17 protein-coding genes and 2 tRNA genes are annotated in these 21,174 nt (G+C 45.5%); 6 read left to right on the top strand and 13 right to left on the bottom strand.

The genetic code is table 11. The annotated features are described in order from the left end of the window. Positions 1–70: 70 nt before the first annotated feature. Positions 71–736, bottom strand: coding sequence for a hypothetical protein (locus AB4249_RS07665; protein ID WP_017070264.1), 666 nt, complete (start codon positions 734–736; stop codon positions 71–73). A gap of 89 nt (positions 737–825) precedes the next feature. Next, positions 826–1,299 (bottom strand): Lrp/AsnC family transcriptional regulator, encoded by a 474-nt coding sequence (locus AB4249_RS07660; RefSeq protein WP_017078855.1) that lies wholly within the window; start codon positions 1,297–1,299, stop codon positions 826–828. Between the two features lie 129 nt (positions 1,300–1,428). Here AB4249_RS07660 and AB4249_RS07655 point away from each other — a divergent pair, with 129 nt between their 5' ends. Further along, positions 1,429–2,496 carry a PLP-dependent cysteine synthase family protein gene (locus AB4249_RS07655; RefSeq protein ID WP_061022810.1) on the top strand — a complete coding sequence of 356 codons (1,068 nt, stop codon included), beginning with the start codon at positions 1,429–1,431 and terminating at the stop codon, positions 2,494–2,496. Between the two features lie 91 nt (positions 2,497–2,587). On the opposite strand, the gene AB4249_RS07650 is transcribed toward AB4249_RS07655, so the two are convergent. The 3 genes from AB4249_RS07650 to AB4249_RS07640 form a co-directional block, all read right to left on the bottom strand. Beyond that, positions 2,588–2,908, bottom strand: coding sequence for a DUF1244 domain-containing protein (locus AB4249_RS07650; protein WP_004736423.1), 321 nt, complete (start codon positions 2,906–2,908; stop codon positions 2,588–2,590). 141 nt (positions 2,909–3,049) lie between these two features. Beyond that, on the bottom strand, positions 3,050–6,163 hold the full coding sequence (gene vexH / locus AB4249_RS07645) for a vibriobactin export RND transporter permease subunit VexH (protein WP_372102723.1): 3,114 nt from the start codon (positions 6,161–6,163) through the stop codon (positions 3,050–3,052). Continuing rightward, positions 6,163–7,239, bottom strand: a complete 1,077-nt coding sequence (locus tag AB4249_RS07640; protein WP_372058631.1) for an efflux RND transporter periplasmic adaptor subunit — start codon at positions 7,237–7,239, stop codon at positions 6,163–6,165. Before AB4249_RS07640 ends, vexH begins: the two co-directional genes overlap by 1 nt. A 565-nt stretch (positions 7,240–7,804) precedes the next feature. Between AB4249_RS07640 and AB4249_RS07635 the strand changes: the two genes are divergently transcribed. Together AB4249_RS07635 and AB4249_RS07630 are read left to right on the top strand one after the other, a co-directional pair. Next, a tRNA-Tyr gene (locus AB4249_RS07635) sits at positions 7,805–7,889 on the top strand. A 102-nt stretch (positions 7,890–7,991) separates the two neighbouring features. Beyond that, positions 7,992–8,076: transfer RNA gene (locus AB4249_RS07630), tRNA-Tyr, on the top strand. A gap of 495 nt (positions 8,077–8,571) precedes the next feature. Here the strand turns inward: AB4249_RS07630 and AB4249_RS07625 are convergent. Continuing rightward, positions 8,572–9,480 carry a Tim44 domain-containing protein gene (locus AB4249_RS07625; RefSeq protein ID WP_017068945.1) on the bottom strand — a complete coding sequence of 303 codons (909 nt, stop codon included), beginning with the start codon at positions 9,478–9,480 and terminating at the stop codon, positions 8,572–8,574. A gap of 196 nt (positions 9,481–9,676) precedes the next feature. Here AB4249_RS07625 and AB4249_RS07620 point away from each other — a divergent pair, with 196 nt between their 5' ends. The 3 genes from AB4249_RS07620 to AB4249_RS07610 all read left to right on the top strand — a co-directional run bounded on the left by AB4249_RS07620 (position 9,677) and on the right by AB4249_RS07610 (position 13,226). Next, positions 9,677–10,267 (top strand): TetR/AcrR family transcriptional regulator, encoded by a 591-nt coding sequence (locus AB4249_RS07620; protein ID WP_372102721.1) that lies wholly within the window; start codon positions 9,677–9,679, stop codon positions 10,265–10,267. A gap of 17 nt (positions 10,268–10,284) precedes the next feature. After that, entirely contained in the window at positions 10,285–12,159 is a 1,875-nt protein-coding gene (locus tag AB4249_RS07615; protein WP_102320179.1) for an MFS transporter, read from the top strand. Positions 12,160–12,305: 146 nt separating this feature from the next. Continuing rightward, positions 12,306–13,226, top strand: a complete 921-nt coding sequence (locus tag AB4249_RS07610) for a YeiH family protein (protein ID WP_017060176.1) — start codon at positions 12,306–12,308, stop codon at positions 13,224–13,226. 133 nt (positions 13,227–13,359) lie between these two features. On the opposite strand, the gene AB4249_RS07605 is transcribed toward AB4249_RS07610, so the two are convergent. The 7 genes from AB4249_RS07605 to AB4249_RS07575 form a co-directional block, all read right to left on the bottom strand. Further along, positions 13,360–13,527 (bottom strand): hypothetical protein, encoded by a 168-nt coding sequence (locus AB4249_RS07605; RefSeq protein WP_017060175.1) that lies wholly within the window; start codon positions 13,525–13,527, stop codon positions 13,360–13,362. Between the two features lie 165 nt (positions 13,528–13,692). Continuing rightward, positions 13,693–15,126 carry an o-succinylbenzoate--CoA ligase gene (gene menE, locus AB4249_RS07600; RefSeq protein ID WP_372102719.1) on the bottom strand — a complete coding sequence of 478 codons (1,434 nt, stop codon included), beginning with the start codon at positions 15,124–15,126 and terminating at the stop codon, positions 13,693–13,695. Between the two features lie 64 nt (positions 15,127–15,190). Then, positions 15,191–16,198, bottom strand: coding sequence for an o-succinylbenzoate synthase (gene menC / locus AB4249_RS07595; RefSeq protein WP_017060171.1), 1,008 nt, complete (start codon positions 16,196–16,198; stop codon positions 15,191–15,193). A gap of 75 nt (positions 16,199–16,273) precedes the next feature. Continuing rightward, positions 16,274–17,140: a 1,4-dihydroxy-2-naphthoyl-CoA synthase gene (gene menB, locus AB4249_RS07590; RefSeq protein ID WP_017060170.1), complete on the bottom strand. Its 867-nt coding sequence runs from the start codon at positions 17,138–17,140 to the stop codon at positions 16,274–16,276. 102 nt (positions 17,141–17,242) lie between these two features. Further along, complete coding sequence (gene menH / locus AB4249_RS07585) at positions 17,243–18,043, bottom strand: 2-succinyl-6-hydroxy-2,4-cyclohexadiene-1-carboxylate synthase (protein WP_372102717.1); 801 nt, start codon at positions 18,041–18,043, stop codon at positions 17,243–17,245. Between the two features lie 9 nt (positions 18,044–18,052). Beyond that, the gene (menD, locus tag AB4249_RS07580) at positions 18,053–19,777 is read right to left on the bottom strand and encodes a 2-succinyl-5-enolpyruvyl-6-hydroxy-3-cyclohexene-1-carboxylic-acid synthase (RefSeq protein ID WP_102429109.1); all 1,725 of its coding nucleotides are present in this window, start codon (positions 19,775–19,777) and stop codon (positions 18,053–18,055) included. Continuing rightward, positions 19,774–21,081: an isochorismate synthase MenF gene (locus AB4249_RS07575; RefSeq protein WP_065583685.1), complete on the bottom strand. Its 1,308-nt coding sequence runs from the start codon at positions 21,079–21,081 to the stop codon at positions 19,774–19,776. The genes menD and AB4249_RS07575 overlap by 4 nt, the downstream gene beginning before the upstream one ends. Positions 21,082–21,174: the final 93 nt, after the last annotated feature.

Here is a 21,174-nt window from a genome sequence, read left to right as displayed (position 1 = left end):
CGGAAAGCCGCGATGAACCTCTTTCTTTAATGACGCTTAAGAAAACTCGTCACGCAAAAATCAATAAAACCTACTCAACTTCTAACGTTGGCTCAAACTCGCCTTGAACTCGCGTTTTAATGCCATCACCTGCGTCTCGTAGAAGGTTAAATGGCGATAACACTACGCCTTTCACCGCGCCCTCAGCGGCTCCCTGAGCGAGTTCCTTACTCTTATCAGCTAACAAATTAGCTTGTGCCAAAATACCTGGGACTTCCGCTCGTAGCATTTCAGATTCCGTGACGATGACAGGAATAGTCTGTTCGCGGTAAGACTTACTTTCAGCGAGCATTGGTGGCATTACGTCTACGCGGTATCTCTTTAATTCAGTTAATGTTGGTGGAATAACATCGGTTCTTACCTGCTCGACTTCCGTTCGAACATTTTTCACTTCATCTAATATCGCAGGGATTTTGTTGTCGACCGAGGCTACGGTTTGATTCACATCATCGATCGTCTTTCTAACTTCTTCGACAGTGTTTAACACCTGAGGAGCAAGATCGCTGACATGTTCTGCAAGCGCTAATAGCTCTTCTACTTTGAGCCCTTTGGTGAGGCCCGATATGTCTTCGATAACTTGCGGGTAAGTATCAACGATTTCACCGACTTTATTAGTCAATGAGTAGATGGTGTAACCCAAGTAAAAAATGGCGACCGCCAGTACCAGCTGGATAGCGGTAGATACTTTTGCAAACATGAATAATCCTTTTCTTTATCGCAGAGACGAGATCTAAACTGAGAAGATAGTTAAACTGAAACGATAGGTAGCCTAAGATTAGGTTGAGTTTAAAGCGGCAGTGCTGTCGTGTACTTCAATGGTTCCATCGCAAACGTAGAGGTCACATTAGAGATACCATCAATACTATTCACCAAGCGCTTATAGAAATCATCAAAGCACTTCATGTCTTTAACCTGAACCTTCATCATATAATCATATTCGCCAGCCATACGATAGAACTCCATCACTTCTGGAAATTCCGACACAGTATTCACAAAACGACCATACCACTCATGAGAATGATCACTGGTTTTAATCAATACGAACGCGGTAAAAGAAAGATCGAGCTTTTCTGGGTTCAGCAGCGCGACTCTTTTCTCAATAATGCCGTTCTCTTCGAGGCGCTTAAGCCTTTTCCAGCAAGGCGTTGTGGTGAGATTGACCGCTTCAGAAATGTCATTCAATGACAGGGTGCTGTCTTCTTGCAGTAATCCTAATATTTTTTTATCTACGGCATCTATCACACTTTCACCAAATCGCATTTAAAGAGAATTATTTTCTACAATTTAAGCAAAACAAAGCAAATATGGCAAAGTTTTTCTCTCTGATTGTAGCTAAATTAGAACCATACCAATTACAAAGAATTCCTACACTCGATCAGGAGAACGCTTATGTGCACTGACCATCAATGGATTAACAACGCGATTCGTAAAATTGAAGCGGACTACCAACGCTCAGCGGATACGCACCTTATCAAGCTCGAACTACCAAGTATCGAAGGCATTGATGTTTACCTTAAAGATGAAAGCACACACCCAACGGGTTCTTTGAAGCACCGCTTAGCGCGTTCTCTGTTCTTATACGCTATCTGTAATGGCTGGGTTGGTCCAGAAACGACGATCATTGAATCTTCATCAGGCAGCACAGCCGTGTCTGAGGCGTACTTTGCTCGCCTACTAGGTCTTCCGTTTATTGCAGTAATGCCAAAATGCACAGCGAAGAAGAAGATTGAGCAGATAGAATTCTACGGCGGCCAAGCACATCTTGTTGACCGCTCAGATGAAATTTACGATGAGTCTCGCCGTTTAGCAGAAGAGCTGAATGGCCATTACATGGACCAATTTACTTACGCTGAGCGCGCAACCGACTGGCGTGGTAACAACAACATCGCGAACTCGATTTTCAATCAAATGCAGATGGAAGATCACCCAGTCCCAGCTTGGGTAGTAATGAGCCCAGGTACTGGCGGTACTTCTGCAACTATCGGCCGCTTCATTCGCTACCAACAGCATGAAACTAAGCTTTGTGTTGTCGACCCTGAAAACTCTGTATTCCACGAATACTTCCAAACAGGCAATGCGAACGTGAAAGGCAATACATTCAGCAAGATTGAAGGTATTGGTCGCCCACGAGCAGAGCCAAGCTTCATTCCTGGTGTGGTTGACGAAATGCGAAAAATCCCAGACGCAGCAAGTATCGCAACGACACATTGGTTATCTGAAATTCTTGGTCGCAAGGTTGGCGCATCAACCGGTACTAACATGTACGGTGTGCTTCAGCTAGCCAGTGAGATGAAAGCGCGTGGCGAAACAGGGTCTATCGTGACTTTGCTATGTGATAGCGGTGAACGTTACCTAGACACTTACTTCAATGACGAGTGGGTAAATCTGAATATCGGTGACCTACAACCTTATGCAGCGAAGCTAGAAGCTTTCTCGCAAACGGGTGAGTTGGCTTAACCACAGAACAAACACCGACGCAAAAATAAAAAGAGCCCTTGATGGGCTCTTTTTTGGTTTATTCTATTCATCAATTTCTAGCGAGAACAAATTATTCTGGCTTCTGCTTCGCTTCAAACGCCGCTAGTTGCTCAGGTGTCGCTTTTGGCTGATGGTTTTGTTTCCACTCATCGTAAGTCATGCCGTATACGCGCTCACGAGCGTCATCGATATCCAAGTCTAGGCCTTGTTGCTCAGCTTCCGCTTTATACCACTTGCTGAAACAGTTACGGCAGAAGCCAGCCAAGATCATAAGGTCGATGTTCTGAACATCCTTATTGTTGTCTAGGTGTGCTAACAGGCGACGAAAGGTTGCTGCATCTAGCTTATCTTGTTCTTCTTGAGAAAGATCTTTGTATTTAAATTCAGCCACTTTACTTTCCTTTATTCGATTTATTGTATTAATTCGTTGAGCTCTGTTTGTTATACAAAAAAAGCCTGCCATTCGCTAGGAGCAAACGCAGGCTTTTCAATATTGTTACACTATTCCATGTTCATTAGCCGTGCGTGTTCATTAACCGTGACTGCTTCTTCCCACGTTGTCATGGCTCAGCTCTTTATTTAGAACCGCTTCCACATGACCCGGAGAGCGTGTTGAGCCAGAAATCAGTCGATACATCGCAGGGATTACGAACAGAGTTACCAGTGTCGCGAAACCCATACCGAAGAAGATAACCGTACCCACTGCCACTCGGCTTTCATAGCCTGCGCCCGTTGAAGTAATTAATGGGATTGCACCGGCTAGTGTGGTGAACGCCGTCATCAAGATTGGACGTAAACGTCGAGCCGAAGCATCAATGATCGCCTTTTCAAACTCAATGCCACGGTCACGAAGTTGGTTAGCAAACTCTACGATCAAGATACCGTTTTTGGTCACCATACCGATCAACATGATCATACCAATCTGGCTGTAGACATTGAGCCCTTGATTCATCAACACCAAACCTAAGAAGCCACCAAAGATACCCATAGGTACAGTGAACATCACCACCAGCGGGTTAATGAAGCTTTCAAACTGCGCGGCCAGTACCAAGTACGCGACCAGCATCGCTAGCGCAAATACCACTAAGATACTTGATTGGTTCTCTTTAAAGTCTTTTGACTCGCCAGAGTAACTCACTGAAATATCGCCCGGTAGCTGTTCAATCGCTTGTTCATCAAGGAAATCAAGTGCGTCACCCAGCGTGTAGCCTTCCATTAGGTTCGCTTTGATGGTCACCGATTTCTGCTTGTTGTAGTGCGACAAACGAATCGAGGATGCCACTTCTTCAATGTGCGTCAACGTATCGAGTGTAACCAGCTCACCAGACTGAGTTCGCATGTAGATTTGGCTCAAGTCATTAGCATTATTAAAGCTGTTCTCATCACCACGAAGGTATACGTCATACTCTTCACCACGGTCAACGAAAGTGGTTTCACTACGGCCGCCAAGCATGATCTCTAACGTATCTGAAATATCCGAAACGCTAACGCCTAGCTCGGCTGCACGTTGTTTATCTACGGTTACCAATAACTCTGGTGTTTTCTCAGAGTAATCGATGTCCGCACCTTCCATCATTGGAGAGTCTTCAGCCGCTTGCTTTAACAGTTCGCCCCATTTCTGAAGCTCAGAGTAATCAGAGCCACCCAGTACGAATTGAACAGGCTCACTTGAACCACCTTTGAAGCCCGGCATAAATGGGAATACACGTACATCAGGAATACCATTTAAAGATTTACGTACTTCGTTCAACGCTTCCTGAGCGGTTTCATCACGTTCATCCCAATCTTCCAGGATCATGATAACGAAGCCCGTTTGGTCGCCCGCATTACCACCAAACGCTGGTGATTGAATACTAAATGACTTCAAGAAACCTTGACCAAGCAGCGGCATTAGGCGCTCTTCAACGATGTCCATATTGGCAGACATACGGTTGTAACTGGTTGCATCAGCACCACGAACAAACGCAAAGATAACACCACGGTCTTCTTGTGGCGTCAGTTGCGACGGCACTTGTTGCATCAAGCCATAACTACCGCCCATACACGCGATAATGATGATTGGAGCGGCCCAACGCCAGTTAAGAGCACGGCGCAATACCGCGCGGTATCCAGACTCAAGCTTGCCAAATACGCGCTCGACAAACAAATTGAAACGGTTTGGTTTAACGTTCGCTTTAAGGATCTTACTGCCTAGCACTGGCGTTAGCGTTAATGCGACTAGCGACGAGAAGATCACCGACATCGCAAGCAATACAGAAAACTCGGTAAACAATAGGCCAACCATGCCGTCCATGAACGAGATTGGTAGGAATACCATTACCAATACAAGCGTTGTTGCGATTACCGCGAAGCCTACTTCACGAGTACCTTTATAGGCAGCAAGCAGCGGTGACTCACCACGTTCGATATGGTGGAAAATGTTCTCAACCACCACGATCGCATCATCGACCACCAAACCAATCGACAGGATAAGTGCCATCAGGGTAATCAGGTTGATGGAGAAACCGAAGTAGTACGCGGCAATAAACGACGAGATCAGAGATACAGGTACGGTTACCGCTGGAATAAGTGTTGCACGTGCTTGACCAATAAAGATGTAAAGCACAAGGATAACCAAGCCACCCGTGATAAAGAGTGTGCTGTATACCTCTGAGATTGAACGGTCAATAAAGACTGTTGAGTCATAATCGACAGCTAAACGAGTACCGTCTGGCAAGAACTTTTGAATTGCTTCGACTTCTTTATGGACTAAATCAGCCACCTCAAGTGGGTTCGCATCTGACTGAGGCACGATACCCATGCTTACGTTAACAACGCCGTCACTCTTAAAGGTCGAGTTCTCGTTTTCTGCGCCAATGTAAACATCCGCTACGTCTTTCAAGTAGATAGGTGTGTTATCAGAGGCACGTTTAACGACTAGATATTCGAAATCTTCCGCTTCAGTGTAAGAACGAGCAGTACGAACCGACATCACAATCGCATCGTTACGTACTTCACCACCTGGGCTTTCAATGTTCTCACTGTTCAGAGCAGAAGTGATGTCCGAGGTAGTAACGCCACGACCCGCCATCTGCGCAGGTTTCAGCTTCACGTACATTACTTTGTACAAGCCACCTGAGATATCCACCGAGCTCACGCCAGAAATCAAACTAAAGCGGTCAATCAACACACGTTCGGTGTAGTCGGTTAACTGCGTTCGGTCCATCTCCGTCGAACTTAAGTTGATGTAGACCGAAGCTTCACCACTACCATTGTTCTTATAAACAATTGGGTCGTCGGCTTCATCTGGCAATGAACGCTGCGCACGAGCTACAGCATCACGAACATCACTCACACCGGTATTGAGGTCGTAACCAAGCTCAAAAGTAATCGTGATACGCGACATACCGTTACGCGTTGTGGATTCGATCTCATCGATACCACTGATGCCGGATAACTGGTCTTCAAGGTTGGAGGTTATTTGGCTTTCAATGATGGTGGCAGACGCACCCTCATAACGAGTACTGATCGATACTACCGGGCTTTCAATATCTGGCATCTCACGAACCGCGAGCTTATTGAAAGAGACAATACCAAACACAACCAATAGTAGGCTCAATACGACGGCCGCTACTGGTCTCTTTACAGAAACATCAGATAACAACATTAGTTAGCGCCTTCTTGTGCTTTTTTATCACTTGCTGCATCAGCTGGGCGATTAACGGCAAGCTCTTGAACCAAGACGCCGTCACGCATGTTCACGATACCTTGCACCACGATCTTCTGGCCAATTTCGATGCCTTTGTCGATCACGACTTCGTTATCGATACGTGCCCCAAGGAAAACTTCTGTACGAGTTGCTTTATTATCTTCGTCGATAACATAAACGAAACGCTTCGTACCTGAATACTCAAGCGCTTGAACTGGAATGATTGGCGCTTCCACTGGTGGGAAGTCCATATCCGCCGCCACTAACATACCTGGCTTTAGATAATCATTATTGTTGTCGAAGTGGATTCGAACTCGAAGGTTCAAGGTTTCAGCGTTAATACGAGAATCAATGCCTACTACAGTACCAGTGAACTGAGTGTCGCCCCATGCGCTAGTGCGAGCCGTTACTTTCATACCTTTAGACAGTTTAGAAAGGTAGCGCTCCGGGATCTGCAGATCTAATTGCATTACCGATAGGTCATCTAAGGTCACGAGTTCAGTACCTGCAGTCACCATTTTACCGCGGCTAAAGTCGATAAAACCAACAGTGCCCGAGAATGGCGCGCTGATGTGAAGATCTTTCAGATTGGCATTTGCAGCAGCTAAACGAGCGTTGGCGATCTCTACATTGGTTTTCTGAGCGTCAATTTCAGTTTGCGTGATCGCGTTACGTTTCACTAGGCGTTGAAATTCCGCTAGCTTACGTTTCTCGTCTTTTAAATACGCTTGCGCTTCTGCAACTGCTGCTTTTGCTTTGTCGTCATCTAATTGAACCAACATCTGCCCTTTGGTGACATCTTGATTGGCTTTGATGTTGATAGAGTCAACTCTGCCCGCTACTTCAGAGGTAATGATCACAGATTGTTCTGCTTCTAACTTACCTACCAAAGAAAGAGATTGGCTAACTTGGTGAATATCAACTTGCTCAGTAACAACAGTGACAGTGCTAGGGCCCATGCGTTTAGCTAGTGCGGCTGGAGACGCCATAAGAATAGACAAGCTAAGCAGGGTTAAAACAGATTTATGCTTCATAATAATGGTCTGCAAGTAAGGTTTATACCAATCACAGTGAGTAAGTGGTCAGAAATAGCGTAGGGAAAAGGCTTGAGAACAAGGTAGCTCTTTTCAACAGATAGTTTCGATAAGTAGTTATTCTACAATCAAAATTTCTGACGCTGTTCTCGAGCATTTTAACAGGCTAGGATGACATGTTATTTACTACGATTGGTATTAATATCTATAAATGAAATTAACCGTATTCTATCAACTGATGAATGCTGTAACGTCAAGAAGTGTAAATCTAGATTAAATTCCATTTACGTTTCTTGGCGAATTGCACAAACCAAACACAATGTAGAAAGCGAGTTACCTCAAGGTGTTACCTATCACTACGTAAACCTTAGTATAGATGTTCACTTCCCGAGCAATATGCGTACTTTTCGCCATCTTTGCCCAAAAAGGCAGCATTCAACACAAAACCATAAGAAAAACTCTTTACAGGTTTAACGTGTTTGCTATGATGCGCTCCGCACTTGAGAGATGCGTTGGGAAAAACATCTCTTTAGCCTATCCATTATGAGTTAGGAAAAAACACCCTGGAGGGGTTCCCGAGTGGCCAAAGGGAGCAGACTGTAAATCTGCCGGCACTGCCTTCGATGGTTCGAATCCGTCTCCCTCCACCATATTCTTCTTACCTCTTTTAAGAGTTAAGAGAACAACCTGATTGATGGGCTTATGGGAAAACATCAATTTAGGCTTACTTTGTGAAGAGTAAGACACACCCTGGAGGGGTTCCCGAGTGGCCAAAGGGAGCAGACTGTAAATCTGCCGGCACTGCCTTCGATGGTTCGAATCCGTCTCCCTCCACCATATTCTCCTTAATTGGAAAATCGAAAAGCCAACTCATTGAGTTGGCTTTTTTCGTTTCTGAGCTTTATCTCTTACTAAACGTGTCTTCTAAAACAACCCTCAACTTCCTAAACACTAACCCGCTCCTACAAATAACTAAGCGATCTAGCCCATTCAAACATCAGTGATCCCATACTTCTGCATGACGCTCACAAGCCAGATAAGCAGCGCAGCCTAAACAATGGGTCGATATATGTTCTTCGCATTCGTTCGCAATTATCTGTTTCTGCTGCAAAGTAACCTCAGGCTCCAATACGGGTTCAAAGAACTTTGTCATTACTCATTACATCCAAATAAAATCAGTTAGTTAGTTAGTCTCAGGTTAATCCAATCTTTAACTAAGATACATATCATTAGACGCAAAAAAGCCCCTGCTGATTTCTCAGCAGGGGCTTTCTATTATTTGGTGTTATTCCGAATAACTACATCCTATTGATGTTGAGTTAAATCCTGGAATTAACCTTGAATACCAACAATTAACCATGGTGCATTGTTAGTTGTTAGGTCACGCTCTAGATGCCAGATATCAGTGATATCTTCTTCAACGCCATCCGCTGTGTCACGGTAACGACCGCTAAACTGAAGGCTTAGCTGTGCTTTGCTACCATCGTGGTCTGCGCGAACGATTTCAGCATCAACGTACATTACGTCTGTGTGCTGATCACCGTCTAGCTTATTACGCTCAGCTTTTAGGTCTTCAAATAGGCTTGGAGATACGTATTCTTCAATCGTGTTTAGCTCGTTGTGATTCCATGCACCTTGCAGTGTACGGTAGTGCTCACGAGAACCATTGATGAATGCCGCTTGATCAAAGCCCGGTGGGTAGTTATGTGGAACATCGCTTTGTGCACCAAAACCGAAACCACCAGCAGCGCCTTGTGATTGAGGTTGTGTTTGCTCGAAGTTATGAACATTTGGTTGTTGCTTAGGTTGTTCAAACTTGTTCTGACCCATGCCGCCGAATGCTGGCTGTTGGCCACGTGCATTCTGCTGATTCATTGAGCCCTGCTTCGCGCCCAACATTCCGCGTAGGAATTTAAACGCTAGGAAAGCAATCAGACCCATAATCAGAATATCCATGAACTGGATACCTTCAAATGCGCCACCAAAGAATGCAGCTAAAAGACCACCAGCAAGTAAACCACCTAGCAGACCGCCCATAAGGCCTTTCTTGCTAGAGTTAGCTGCTGTGTTCTTACCTGTTTGATCTTGACGGATCGAATTCGTGTTTTGTTGTTTTGGTGCTGGAGCCGTTTTAAAGCTTTTGCCAAATGACTTACCACCACCAAACTTTTTCGCTTCCGCGATTGGCGTCACCGCGACTGTTACCAACAGGATCGCGACTAGTGAGAAAAATCGTTTCATTATTATCCTTTATAGGTTTTTTATCTTTCGACACCTTAATCATACTCGTTAACAAAGAACAATGAAATATTCACCGTGTTTACACATGTATCATAATATTGCGGCTATTAATTGATTACTAAACTAGCGAAGGGATTGACGGCACTCTGGGGCAGCATTAAAATATTGAACGATGTTCATTTAATAGAAAGTACCCATGGCAAGACGAAACGATCATACTCGCGAACAATTAGTGCAATTAACCTTAAAAACGGTAACCGACTTCTTAGAAGAGCACTCTTATCACGAGCTAAGTCTACGTAAAATCGCCAATATGATTGGTTACGTTCCAAGTACCTTAGTAAATGTATTTGGTAATTACAACCTACTGCTTTTGCATGTGGTCGCTCAAACATTAGATGAACTGGCGTCAGAATCCGGCGCAACTGTTGAACAATCGAGCAACCCTCAACAAGCTCTATTCAACCTTGCCTACTGCTACCACGATTTTGCACAGAGACACCCTCACCGTTGGCAGCTTATCTTTGAGCACAACATGAACGGTGAAAACCTTCCTGAATGGCAATCGAACCGCATCGATAGAATGACAGGCATGCTAGAACAGTTGCTAGTAGCGATTGCTCCTGAACATACGAAAAGCGAAGTCGTTAAAGCCAGCCGTGTATTATGGTCTGGAGTACACGGAATTACTCTACTTAGCGTTGATGATAAATTTTTCGCCTCTGAGCCTATTGATGGTAAAGAGCTGATCAATAACCTAGTCTCAAACTACTTAACCAACTGGTAATCATCCAAGGAAAGACAATGAACAACAGCAGCCAATCTTCGCTGTTAACGCAAAAAAGGTTCCTACCCTACTTTATTACCCAATTTCTAGGAGCCTTTAACGACAACATATTCAAAAATGTCCTGTTACTGTTTGTTGCTTTCGCAAGCGTAGACACGCTGCCTATTTCCAGCAATCTATTCATTAATTTGGCCGCTGGCCTTTTTATTCTGCCCTTCTTCCTATTTTCAGCTTTGGCTGGTGTACTGGCCGACAAATACGAAAAATCGTGGTTTATCCGTAAAGTTAAGCTCCTCGAAGTAGTGATCATGTCACTGGGTGCGATCGGATTCATCTACGAAAGCTACGGAATATTACTTCTGCTCCTGTTCCTTATGGGAACGCAGAGTGCTTTCTTTGGCCCGGTGAAATACGCCCTGCTTCCACAACAATTAGAAACAAAAGAACTGGTATCTGGTAACGCTCTCGTCGAGACAGGTACATTCTTAGCGATCCTGATTGGTACTCTCGGCGCAGGCATCATTGCATCTGAAGAAGGCGCAAAGCTCATTGCTGCGGTGTGTATTGTTTCGTTCGCCGTGCTTGGCTATGTATCAAGCTGGTTTATCCCACAAGCGCCAAGTAATGCACCAGACCTTAAAGTAAAGTGGCAACCTGTAAAACTGACCCGCGCGACACTGGCGATTGCAAAAAAAGATCGCCCGACCTTTCAAGCTCTGATGTCTATCAGCTGGTTCTGGTTCCTTGGTGCGGCTTACCTAACTCAGTTTCCCAACTTCACTAAACTGCATCTAAACGGCACTGAAAGCTCCGTCGCCTTTTTACTGGCACTATTCTCGGTAGGCATTGCAATCGGCTCTTTAGCTTGTGATAAGTTATCTAATCACCGAATTGAAATCGGCATCGTGCCAATGGGCAGCTTAGGTATCTCGATCTTCGGTCTTCTGATGGCGATATCCATCCCGGAGTCTTTGCCTGACTTTAGTTCTTTCCATCAATTCGTAACCTACTCAGAGCTGTGGCCACTGTTTGCTTACCTTCTGCTTCTGGGTATCTCTGGCGGTGTCTTTATTGTTCCTCTGTATTCACTGATGCAGTTACGTGCCAAGCCCGACGAGCGTGCCCAAGTGATTGCCGGGCTCAATATCTACAACTCACTGTTCATGGTGGGAAGTGCGGTATTAGGTATTGTTTGCCTTAGTGTTCTAGATCTTTCAATTCCGCAGCTGTTTATCTTGCTCGCTGTGGGCAACACTTTGGTGATGCTGTACCTGTTTTATCAGGTGCCTATCTACGCTTTCCGCTTCTTTACGTGGGTGGTCACTCACACCATGTACAGAGTTAAACATAAGAACTTACATCACCTGCCAGAAAAGGGCGGTGCGTTGATTGTCTGCAACCATGTGAGTTATATGGATGCACTGCTGCTGAGTGCGGTTTGCCCTCGCTTGATCCGTTTTGTGATGGAAGAGGATTACACCAAGTTGCCGCCAATTCGACGCTTCTTGAAAAGAGCTGGGGTGATTCCAATCTCCGCGACCAACCGCAACTCGATTCGAAACGCTTTCAAAGAAGTAGAGCGTGCCCTGCATGAAGGTCACATCGTGTGTATTTTCCCAGAAGGAAAGCTCACCTCTGATGGCGAAATGGCTGAGTTCATGCGTGGTATGGAGCTGATCATCAAACGTTCCCCTGTCCCAGTGATTCCTATGGCTCTTAAAGGATTATGGGGTAGCTACTTTAGTCGTTACAAAGGCCGTGCCTGCAAAGGGTTACCCACTCGCTTCTGGACTAAGCTAGAGATAGAAGCTGGCGAGCCGATTTCACCTAAACAAGCCTCTTGTGAAACGCTTCGACAGTCAGTCTCTGACCTTCGCGGATCATTACGCTAGTTAACCAGCCCTTTATTCATATCAGTTGAACAAGCGTTAAGTTTTCCTTAACGTTTGTTCAATTCATTTAGACTTACTTATCATTTTATTGAACGTATAGTGGTCTCATCACAATAACGCCACAACAAAACAAGACTCTAAATACAATGAACCTAAAAAAGTCCGTTCCATTTTATCTTGCTGCACTGTTTTGCTTAACGCCTTGGGTTAGCTCACCGACAGCCCTGGTTATCGGTTTCCTGCTTGCTAGTTTAGGATTAGTCCCTGAACACTTGGAAGTCGGCAAGCTTACCAAAAAGCTACTGGCCTACTCTATTGTTGGCTTGGGTTTTGGTATTCAGTTTGAAAAAGCATTAGCAGTAACAGGCGATGGTATTGGGCTCATTGTAACGACGATTATCGGTACATTAGTCATTGGTTGGTTCTTGGCGAAACAAATGGGGCTAGACCGCACTACGGGCTATCTTATATCTTCTGGTACCGCGATTTGTGGTGGTAGCGCGATAGCAGCAGTGGCACCCGCGATCAAAGCAGACGATGAACAGATTGGCTTGGCATTAGCCACCGTATTCGTGTTGAACTCGGTTGCTCTATTCTTATTCCCGATGATTGGTCACGCGCTTGAGCTCAGCCAACAAACATTTGGTACTTGGGCAGCGATAGCGATTCACGATACGTCTTCTGTAGTAGGTGCAGCTTCAGCGTATGGCGAAGAAGCACTGACGACAGCGACAACATTGAAGCTCGCTCGCGCACTTTGGATCATCCCAATCGCTTTAATTAGTGCGATGATCTTCAAGAACGATCAAAAGAAGATTACGGTTCCCTACTTCATTTTCTTCTATTGCGCCGCTATCGCGGTGAGTGACTTACTGCCACAATTTGAGATGGTCTATCAAGGAATCTTTGATGTGTCTAAGCGAGCACTGGTCGTGTGTTTGTTCTTAATTGGCTGTGGTATTTCAGTTGAGAAGTTAAAAGCGGCAGGGCCGAAACCACTGATGTTTGGTATTACAATGTGGGTCATGATCTCAACGGGTTCATTGGCGTGGTTAACTCTCGCTTAGCCCGCATAGAAACGCTTTAGATGTTTGTTCGGTGAACTAGACACTCAAGTTAGCGAGCAACAAAACAAAAAGGCAAAGCTCCAATGGGCTTTGCCTTTATCGTTTGTGGTAAGGGTATTCTTTGTTGTAACAATCACGAATCAAACAGGGGCTTATCACTCTTCTTGCTCTCTCTTTTCATTAAAACAAGTACCACAACCAACACAAATGCGGTGAGCTCAGCCAACGAACGAGTCAACCCTGACGAGATGATTGCTTGGCCTATCTGCAGTAAAACCGCAATGGTGAGGGCAATTTTCATAATAAGACCTTATTCTATAATCCGTTATTTATAGGGCTTATTATGATGGATGGTTATAAAGATAATAAATTCTGTTTTGAACTATCTAATTGCTAAATTAACTAACCGCCTGACAACTTAGTCACCTAACAACTTCGCAAATAACGTCGAGGTAAGCGCTTACCTTTAACTCCTATGCTGAGACAACCAAGAGGCCAATCCAGCGCGTGAGACCTTAATACCCTGCTGTTCTTGCTCAGGCATTCGATAATACTCAACAGGAAATTTGAACCGCTCAAGACGTCCATTCAATTGCTCAGCAAACCACTCTTTGGTTGGCAAATCAGCACAATCCACAATAGCGACAGGTCGAAACCCGAACTCATCGTCTTCAATAGGAACAATAAACGCCTGATTAACCTCAGACAACTGATTGAGTGCTCGCTCAATCTCTTCGCAATGAATGTTCTCACCACCAGAAATAAACTGGTTGTCGGCACGGCCAATAATCGACACTTGTTCGCCAAGCCACTCACCAAGATCTTTGCTATCAAACCAACCGCTCTTATCAACTAATGGCGTTAAGTTACCTTGATAGTAATACCCGGACGCGAGCGTCTCGCCACCAATAAAGATACGTTGTTCTTCAATTTTTAGCTGGCGATGGTTAAGGACAAAACCGGCGGTGCTGCCGGCATCAACGGGCTTCGCGGTCACGGTTGAAGCCGCTTCAGTCATGCCGTATCCAAGCCATGTTTCGATGCCCATTTGTTGAGCTTCGAGCCCAAGTGCTTCTGGTATATGACTACCACCCAAAAGTACATGCGTTAAAGTAAGTGCTTGCTTACTCTTTAACAATCGATGTAGTTGAGTAGCGACCAATGAAGCATGACTGCATTCTTCTATATCGGTTTCAAGCTGACCTGTGCCTATTTTGATGCAACCACCAGCCGCCAACCAACGATGAACTATCGCCAGCCCCGACACATGGTACATAGGTAAACTCAGTAACCACGTGTCACCTTGTTGATAACGAAACACCTCAAGCAGCCCTGACGCAGAGCATAGGTGCTGCTCAAGTGTATGAGCGACCGCTTTTGGGTTTCCGGTAGAACCTGAAGTGAATACGATGCTCGCTAGATTTTGTGGATTGAAATTGGATTCTTGAGGTGTCGTTATCTGCTCATCATCACCATCAAACTTCAGTTCACTTAGGCAAGGCAAGGTCACCAACTGAGTATTCAAATCGGCAGTCTCTGATTGCTCTATTCCGCTATTGCCCAAGAGCCAAAGGTAGCTCTGTTGATCTGCTTGATATAAGGAATCGAGCTTTTGCTTCAGGCGTAAACTAGGCTGAGGCATCGTAAACGCACAAACCACACCCAAATTGAGTGCGGCAAGATAAACAGGGATCACTTCAGCTTGATTCTTACCAACAATCGTCAGTACATCACCTTCAGATAGGCCTTGATGAAATAGCTGTTGTTGGTACTCACTAACCAACACAAACACTTGCTGCCAAGTATAAGTGCGGTGAGTGGTCACTAACGCTGGTTGAAGTGGGTTTTGCTGCGCCCACTTTACCCAGAGCGGGGGATGATTAGATTGTGGGCGCATCATATGATAACCAAAAATAGATTAAGAACTTGTTAAGCTAACTAAATAGCCATTCAAATAGCTCGGTCTAAGAAGACCAAATCAATTGTTGCTTTTCAAGCGTAGAGACAGGCAACTGACAGCCCGGCCAAGAAACCTCTAGCTGCTGCTTGAACAAGCCAATCGTATCCAACCCCGGCACTTCATTTGGCAAATATTGCTGCGCCAGACGAGCAATCTGAGTCAGACCTAGGCTCGACTCAATGCTTGAGCTCAATACAGGTTTCATTCCAAGCTTCTGTGCTCGCTCAATGATTGCCACGCAACGCTCGACAGAACCAATAAGAGTTGGCTTGATCACGACTGCTTTAACACCAGTAAGGTCGCTAAGATCAAATTCCGGGCTGCGCACCGCTTCTTGCAGTGTCTCGTCCCACGCAATCGCCACACCATGGTCAATGGCAAAGGCCAAACTGTCTTCTGGCTTTTGGCAAGGCTCTTCGATAAAGCTTATACGCTGGCGCATTGACGGCGAAATGTATTTAATGAATTGCTTCGCTTTCTCTGGCTTCCACGCACGGTTGGCATCAAGTCTTAGAGTCAAATCAGGGATCGACTCAAGGAATAAGCTAACCAACATGCCATCGCGAATCGCTTCGTAGAGGCCGACTTTCACTTTCGCGACCTTCTCGCCTACCATCTCATTCAATACAGGAATCAGTTCATCTGGATCGCCTGTACACAAAGGCGCCGCTTGGTAGTTACCTTGAGCGTTAAGATCGCCTCGCAATTCCATCATCGCCATTGAAAAGCCAAACGCGACAGAAGGATACAGCTCGTCGAAAGGCGTTTGAGGCTTATTGTGGCTCCAAAGCTCTAATTCGTGTTGAAGCTGAATGCCAGCTTGTTCGGCATCTTCTTGGCTAAAACCGGGCAAAGGCGCAACTTCGCCAAAACCAGTTTTACCATCACACTCAAGTTGGATGATATAGCCAACACGTTCGTTCAACTTATTGTCACGAAGAACCACACCACTATCCATAGGTAATTGATAACGGTAAAGTTTAGCGTGACGCTGAGAATTCACTGAGTTCATAAAGTTTCCTAAAAAACGGGGAACATCAAAACAAAACGAGCCGCTATTAGCGACTCATTTTGAAGAGGAGAAAGACTATGGATTACGCGGGAACTTGTCGAAGTCCGGTCGACGTTTCTCGTTGAATGCGTTGCGGCCTTCTTGGCCTTCCTCTGTCATGTAGAACATCATGGTTGCGTTACCAGCCAACTCTTGTAAGCCTGCTTGACCATCACAGTCAGCGTTCAGTGCCGCTTTCAAGCAACGCAGTGCCATTGGGCTGTGTTGAAGCACTTCACGACACCAACGAACTGTCTCTTTTTCTAGGTCAGCAACAGGAACAACGGTGTTTACAAGGCCCATGTCCAGTGCTTCTTGTGCATCGTAGAAGCGGCACAAGAACCAGATTTCACGTGCTTTCTTTTGACCAACGATACGAGCCATGTAAGAAGCACCCCAACCGCCATCGAAAGAACCCACTTTAGGACCCGTCTGACCGAACTGCGCGTTTTCAGCTGCAATAGTAAGGTCTGCCATCATGTGAAGTACATGACCGCCACCGACTGCCCAACCCGATACCGCTGCGATAACTGGTTTTGGACAAGTACGAATTTGACGTTGGAAATCAAGTACGTTCAGGTGGTGTGTACCTGAATCATCTTGGTAGCCGCCGTAGTCACCACGAATACTTTGGTCACCACCAGAACAGAACGCCTTCTCACCAAGACCCGTCAATATGATCACGCCTACTTTCTCATCGTAACGAGCGTCAGCCAGTGCGTTGATCATCTCTTTTACGGTTTGTGGACGGAACGCATTGTGGACTTGAGGACGCGCAATCGTGATTTTTGCAATACCATCGTCAGATTTGTGGTACTGAATATCTTCGTATTGACTGCTTTCATCGCTCCAGTTAACTGCCGCGTAAAGTTCTTCTTCTGTGATGCCTACTGTTTTAGCCATGGTGATTCCCATTGTTCTATTAGAGACCACGACTAACGAATAGTCGTGACGGTGTTGCTCTGCTTTTGATAGTGCTTGATACGAGAGAATCGCTCAGTCAGATTAACGACGACTGGCGATACATTGGATTATCAGGTTGGAAAACAGCTCGGGTTGCTCAAAATGAACATTATGACCCGCGTAATCCACCTGACTATATTCAAAGCCACTATTCTCAGCTAGCTCCATGAATTTACGATCTTTTTCTCCACATACATAATGCAATAAATGCTCATGAGATTTCAATGTGGCACGTAAATCCGGTTGCTTAGCTAACGAAGTAGATAACAACATATTTGCTACGGATACTCCAAGGTTACCACTACGCTTTATGACCAAAGTTTGTCTTTGCTCATGATTTAGTGAAGAAAAGACGCTTTGTTGATACCAATCGTCTAAAACATCTTCAATCGACTGCTGTGCAAAGCGAACAGCCCATTGCGTATCGTGTACTAACCTTTGTGCTCTTTCTTCATCACATTCCAAGCCAAAGTTGCCACCTTCAATGATGACTTTCTCTAGGTTGAGTGCCTCAAAGCAAGGGCTTGTCACCCCATACATAGCGAGCCTTCCGCCCATAGAATACCCAATCACCACGATAGGATAATCGGCAGGAAGATCGTTGAGAGCCAGTTGGGATGTGATGCACTGGACAATTTCCTTACAGCAATGATCAAACCCTACCGGATCGATAAAGCGACTTTGTCCGTGTCCGGGTAAATCTATGCAAAGGAGAGGAAAATCCTCGAGGAATGGATGACATGCACTCCAATCATCCCCGCTTCCGAGTAAACCATGTAAGAAAACAAGCAAAGGTTTGTCAGAAGAATCTTGTACAGCTGGGTAATAATCGGAGTAAAGCATGTAAAGTCCTTAGGCTAATGCCTCGGTGAGCATTGAACTGAATTGTTTCAGCAAAGTAGACGCTTGTTCGGGAGGCGTCTTAACTTCCACGAGCAAGGTACCCTGACCTTGTTCAAAATGTTGTTCGATGAGCGTTTGATAGCAATTCAAGGTTTCTGGCGCCGCATAACCAAGATGGAATTGCGCAGCAGCATGTTCAAAATTGAAACCATGAGGCATTTGATATAGAGACTGTTTTTGTTGCTCAGGAACCGGCAAAAAATCAAAGATTGCCCCACCATCGTTATTGGTAACCACAATAACCATTGGTGTTGTGCTGTGAGTAAGTAGCGCCAGCGAGTTGAGATCGTAAAGCAAAGAGGTGTCACCAATCAGCATCATCAAAGGATTCTGGTTGGCTTTTATCACTCCCGCAGCCGTCGCCACCAAGCCATCAATGCCCGATGCACCGCGGTTGCTGTAGACTTGAGTCGCAGAGATTGATGACAGCATATCCACCAGCCTTACCATCAAGCTATTTCCCACAAAAAGCTCTCTGCCCTTAAGTCTAGACGACAAGTCAACGGCAACGCTCAACTCTGTCAGTTGGTCGTTATTAGAGATTTGCGCCAACGCTAACTGCTGAACCGTATTCGCGACTTCCGCCAAAGATGCCGCCCAGCCAGCATGTTCTCCCAACAGCGTTGGTAGATGTTGCTCTGATAACCAATGTTCGATATCAGCGACAATATGAGTTTGAGGCAGATGATCTTGATTAATACGATGTGCATCTGGTGAAACAACGATGTACTGCGATGAACAAAATGTGGCAGCTTGTTCTTTTACCCATTGGTTAAGACGCTTAGATACGATGCGCTCACCAAACTGGATAATAAAATCACACTGACTAAGCTGTGCTTTGGCTGCGTCACTTTGCATCCATAAATCATAGTGTTTCCAGTCACTACTGACACCCGATTGAGGGTCACAGAATACTGGCCAGCCCAAAGCTGTCGCAAACTGCTTGGCTTTAATTGCGGCTTCATTCTCGATAGAACCAATAATCACTGCGCCTTTACGAGCGACATAATCACTTGCTGAGACAGGCTGAGCGATTAAATGACTGGGCAAATAAGTGTTCGAGTAAAGGCAGGTTGAAGCTCTCCAAGCTGCCACGCTCTTTGTATAATCCGCATACATCTCGGCGCTATTAGCGGAATAAAGCGGTTCTGGGAACGGACAGTTGATATGAATAGCCCCACCGACGCTGCGCTGTTTCGCCAGTGCGTTATCAACCGACGTCAAAAGCCAATTCAAAGAAACTTGTGTCGTTGGACTTGGAAGGTTTAGTGCCGTTTCAACGTGAGACGAAAAGATACCCTGCTGCTGAATCGCTTGATTGGCACCACAGTCGACTAAATCAATCGGTCGATCGGAGGTCAACAAGATTAGCTTTTCTCGCGTTAATCCAGATTCAGCGGTCGCTGGTAGAAGGTTAGCTACGGCAGTTCCAGAAGTAACAACCACCGCAACGGGTTTGTTGCTCGCTTTAGCTAAACCTAAAGCCAAGAAGCCAAGCCCGCGCTCATCAAAGTGCGTATGTAAGGTTAGCTTAGAGTTAGCTTCGGCTTCGAGTGTTAATGGTGTTGAACGAGAGCCTGGCGCGATGCAAACATGTTCAACACCGCTGCGGGCAAGCTCTTCAAGTAATGTGTTACACCAAACTCTGTTTAATACGGCTTGGTCGTGATTCATGACGCGACACCCAATGGAGGGTGATCTGAAATTAAGCTAAGCAGAGTAGACATCTTCTTATTCAGCTCTTGCCACTCATGTTCGGCAACCGATCCCGGCACGATCCCCGCGCCAGCAAACAGTTGTACTTGATCGTTTACAATCAAGGCGCTTCGAATCGCCACGCAGAATTCCGCTCGCTGATGACTGATATAGCCTACAGAGCCTGCATACCAACCTCGTGCAAACGGTTCGTGTTCAAGAATGAAATCCATCGCCTCTTTACGAGGTAAACCCGCCACCGCAGCAGTTGGCTGTAAGGCAGCAAGCAACTGCACACCATTAACGCCATTGTTGAGCTGAGCATGGATATTGCGCTTCAAATGCTGCACCTTACGCAAGCGCACTAGACGCGCATCCTTTTCAACATGGACCGTTTGAGAATGAGGAGTGAGACGCTCAATGATGTCGTCGACCACATACTGGTTCTCATTGAGGTTTTTGCTGTCTTGAGAAAGCCAGTTGGCCAGTTCCATATCCTCAGTAGCGTTCTCTCCGCGACCAATGGTTCCAGCAAGCGCCTCGGTATCAAGCTCCGTACCATGTCGGCTATATAAGCGCTCTGGTGTCGAGCCAATGAAACTGTGTTTAGAATCCAGCACCAACATAAAGTGGAAACTGTGGTGATTTTGCAGATAGCTGGCTTTAAGTAATTGAGCTGCGCAGATAGGCGCATCGAGTTGCAGTGTGGTTTTACGTGCTAAAACGACTTTTTTGTACTCTTCATCGCTAATGCCTTGCAGCACTTTATCGACAAGGTTGCCCCACTGCTCTCTTTCTGGAACGTGATTGATCTGTTCAATATGGGCAGACAAAGGCGCCAATATCGCGGCTTCTACAGAAAGCTTATTCAAAGCATTAATAGAAGAAACGCGATCAGGGGACAAATTAACCGCCAGCGACCAAGTATTGTCAAAGCGGATCAATTCAACCTGAGGAAGGAAGAAAAACGACTCCATGCAGCGACGGTTCTTTGCGGTGTGCCCATCAAACGAGCGTCCACCCCAGATTCGTTGGTCTTCACCAAGAATAGCGTACGCGGGTGCAGGATCTGAAAACGTATGTAACTGTCCGAGCGCAACAACCTCTTCACGAGTGTCGCGTGACTGCCAGTAGAACTTAGGAAAGAGCGGTTGAGCATGAAGCCATTCTATAAATGCAAACGATGGTTTTTGCGTTAGAACTTCAACACAACGAACTTCGCTTGCTTGGGCATTTTGTACTCGCTCAATCAAAGCGGAGATAGTTTGCTGGAAATGTGACAAATCGACCTCGTTCACATCTAAATTATTATTATATTAGTTTGATACTTTATGGGCAGTACCCACTTAGATCAAGAATGTACTATATCTTTTCAA

The sequence above is a fragment of the Vibrio sp. 10N.261.55.F4 genome (genome assembly GCF_041470465.1).
Taxonomy (GTDB): Bacteria; Pseudomonadota; Gammaproteobacteria; order Enterobacterales; family Vibrionaceae; genus Vibrio; species Vibrio crassostreae_C.
Note: the sequence above shows the minus strand (reverse complement) of the source record. Positions and strands in the feature narration are given on the sequence as shown.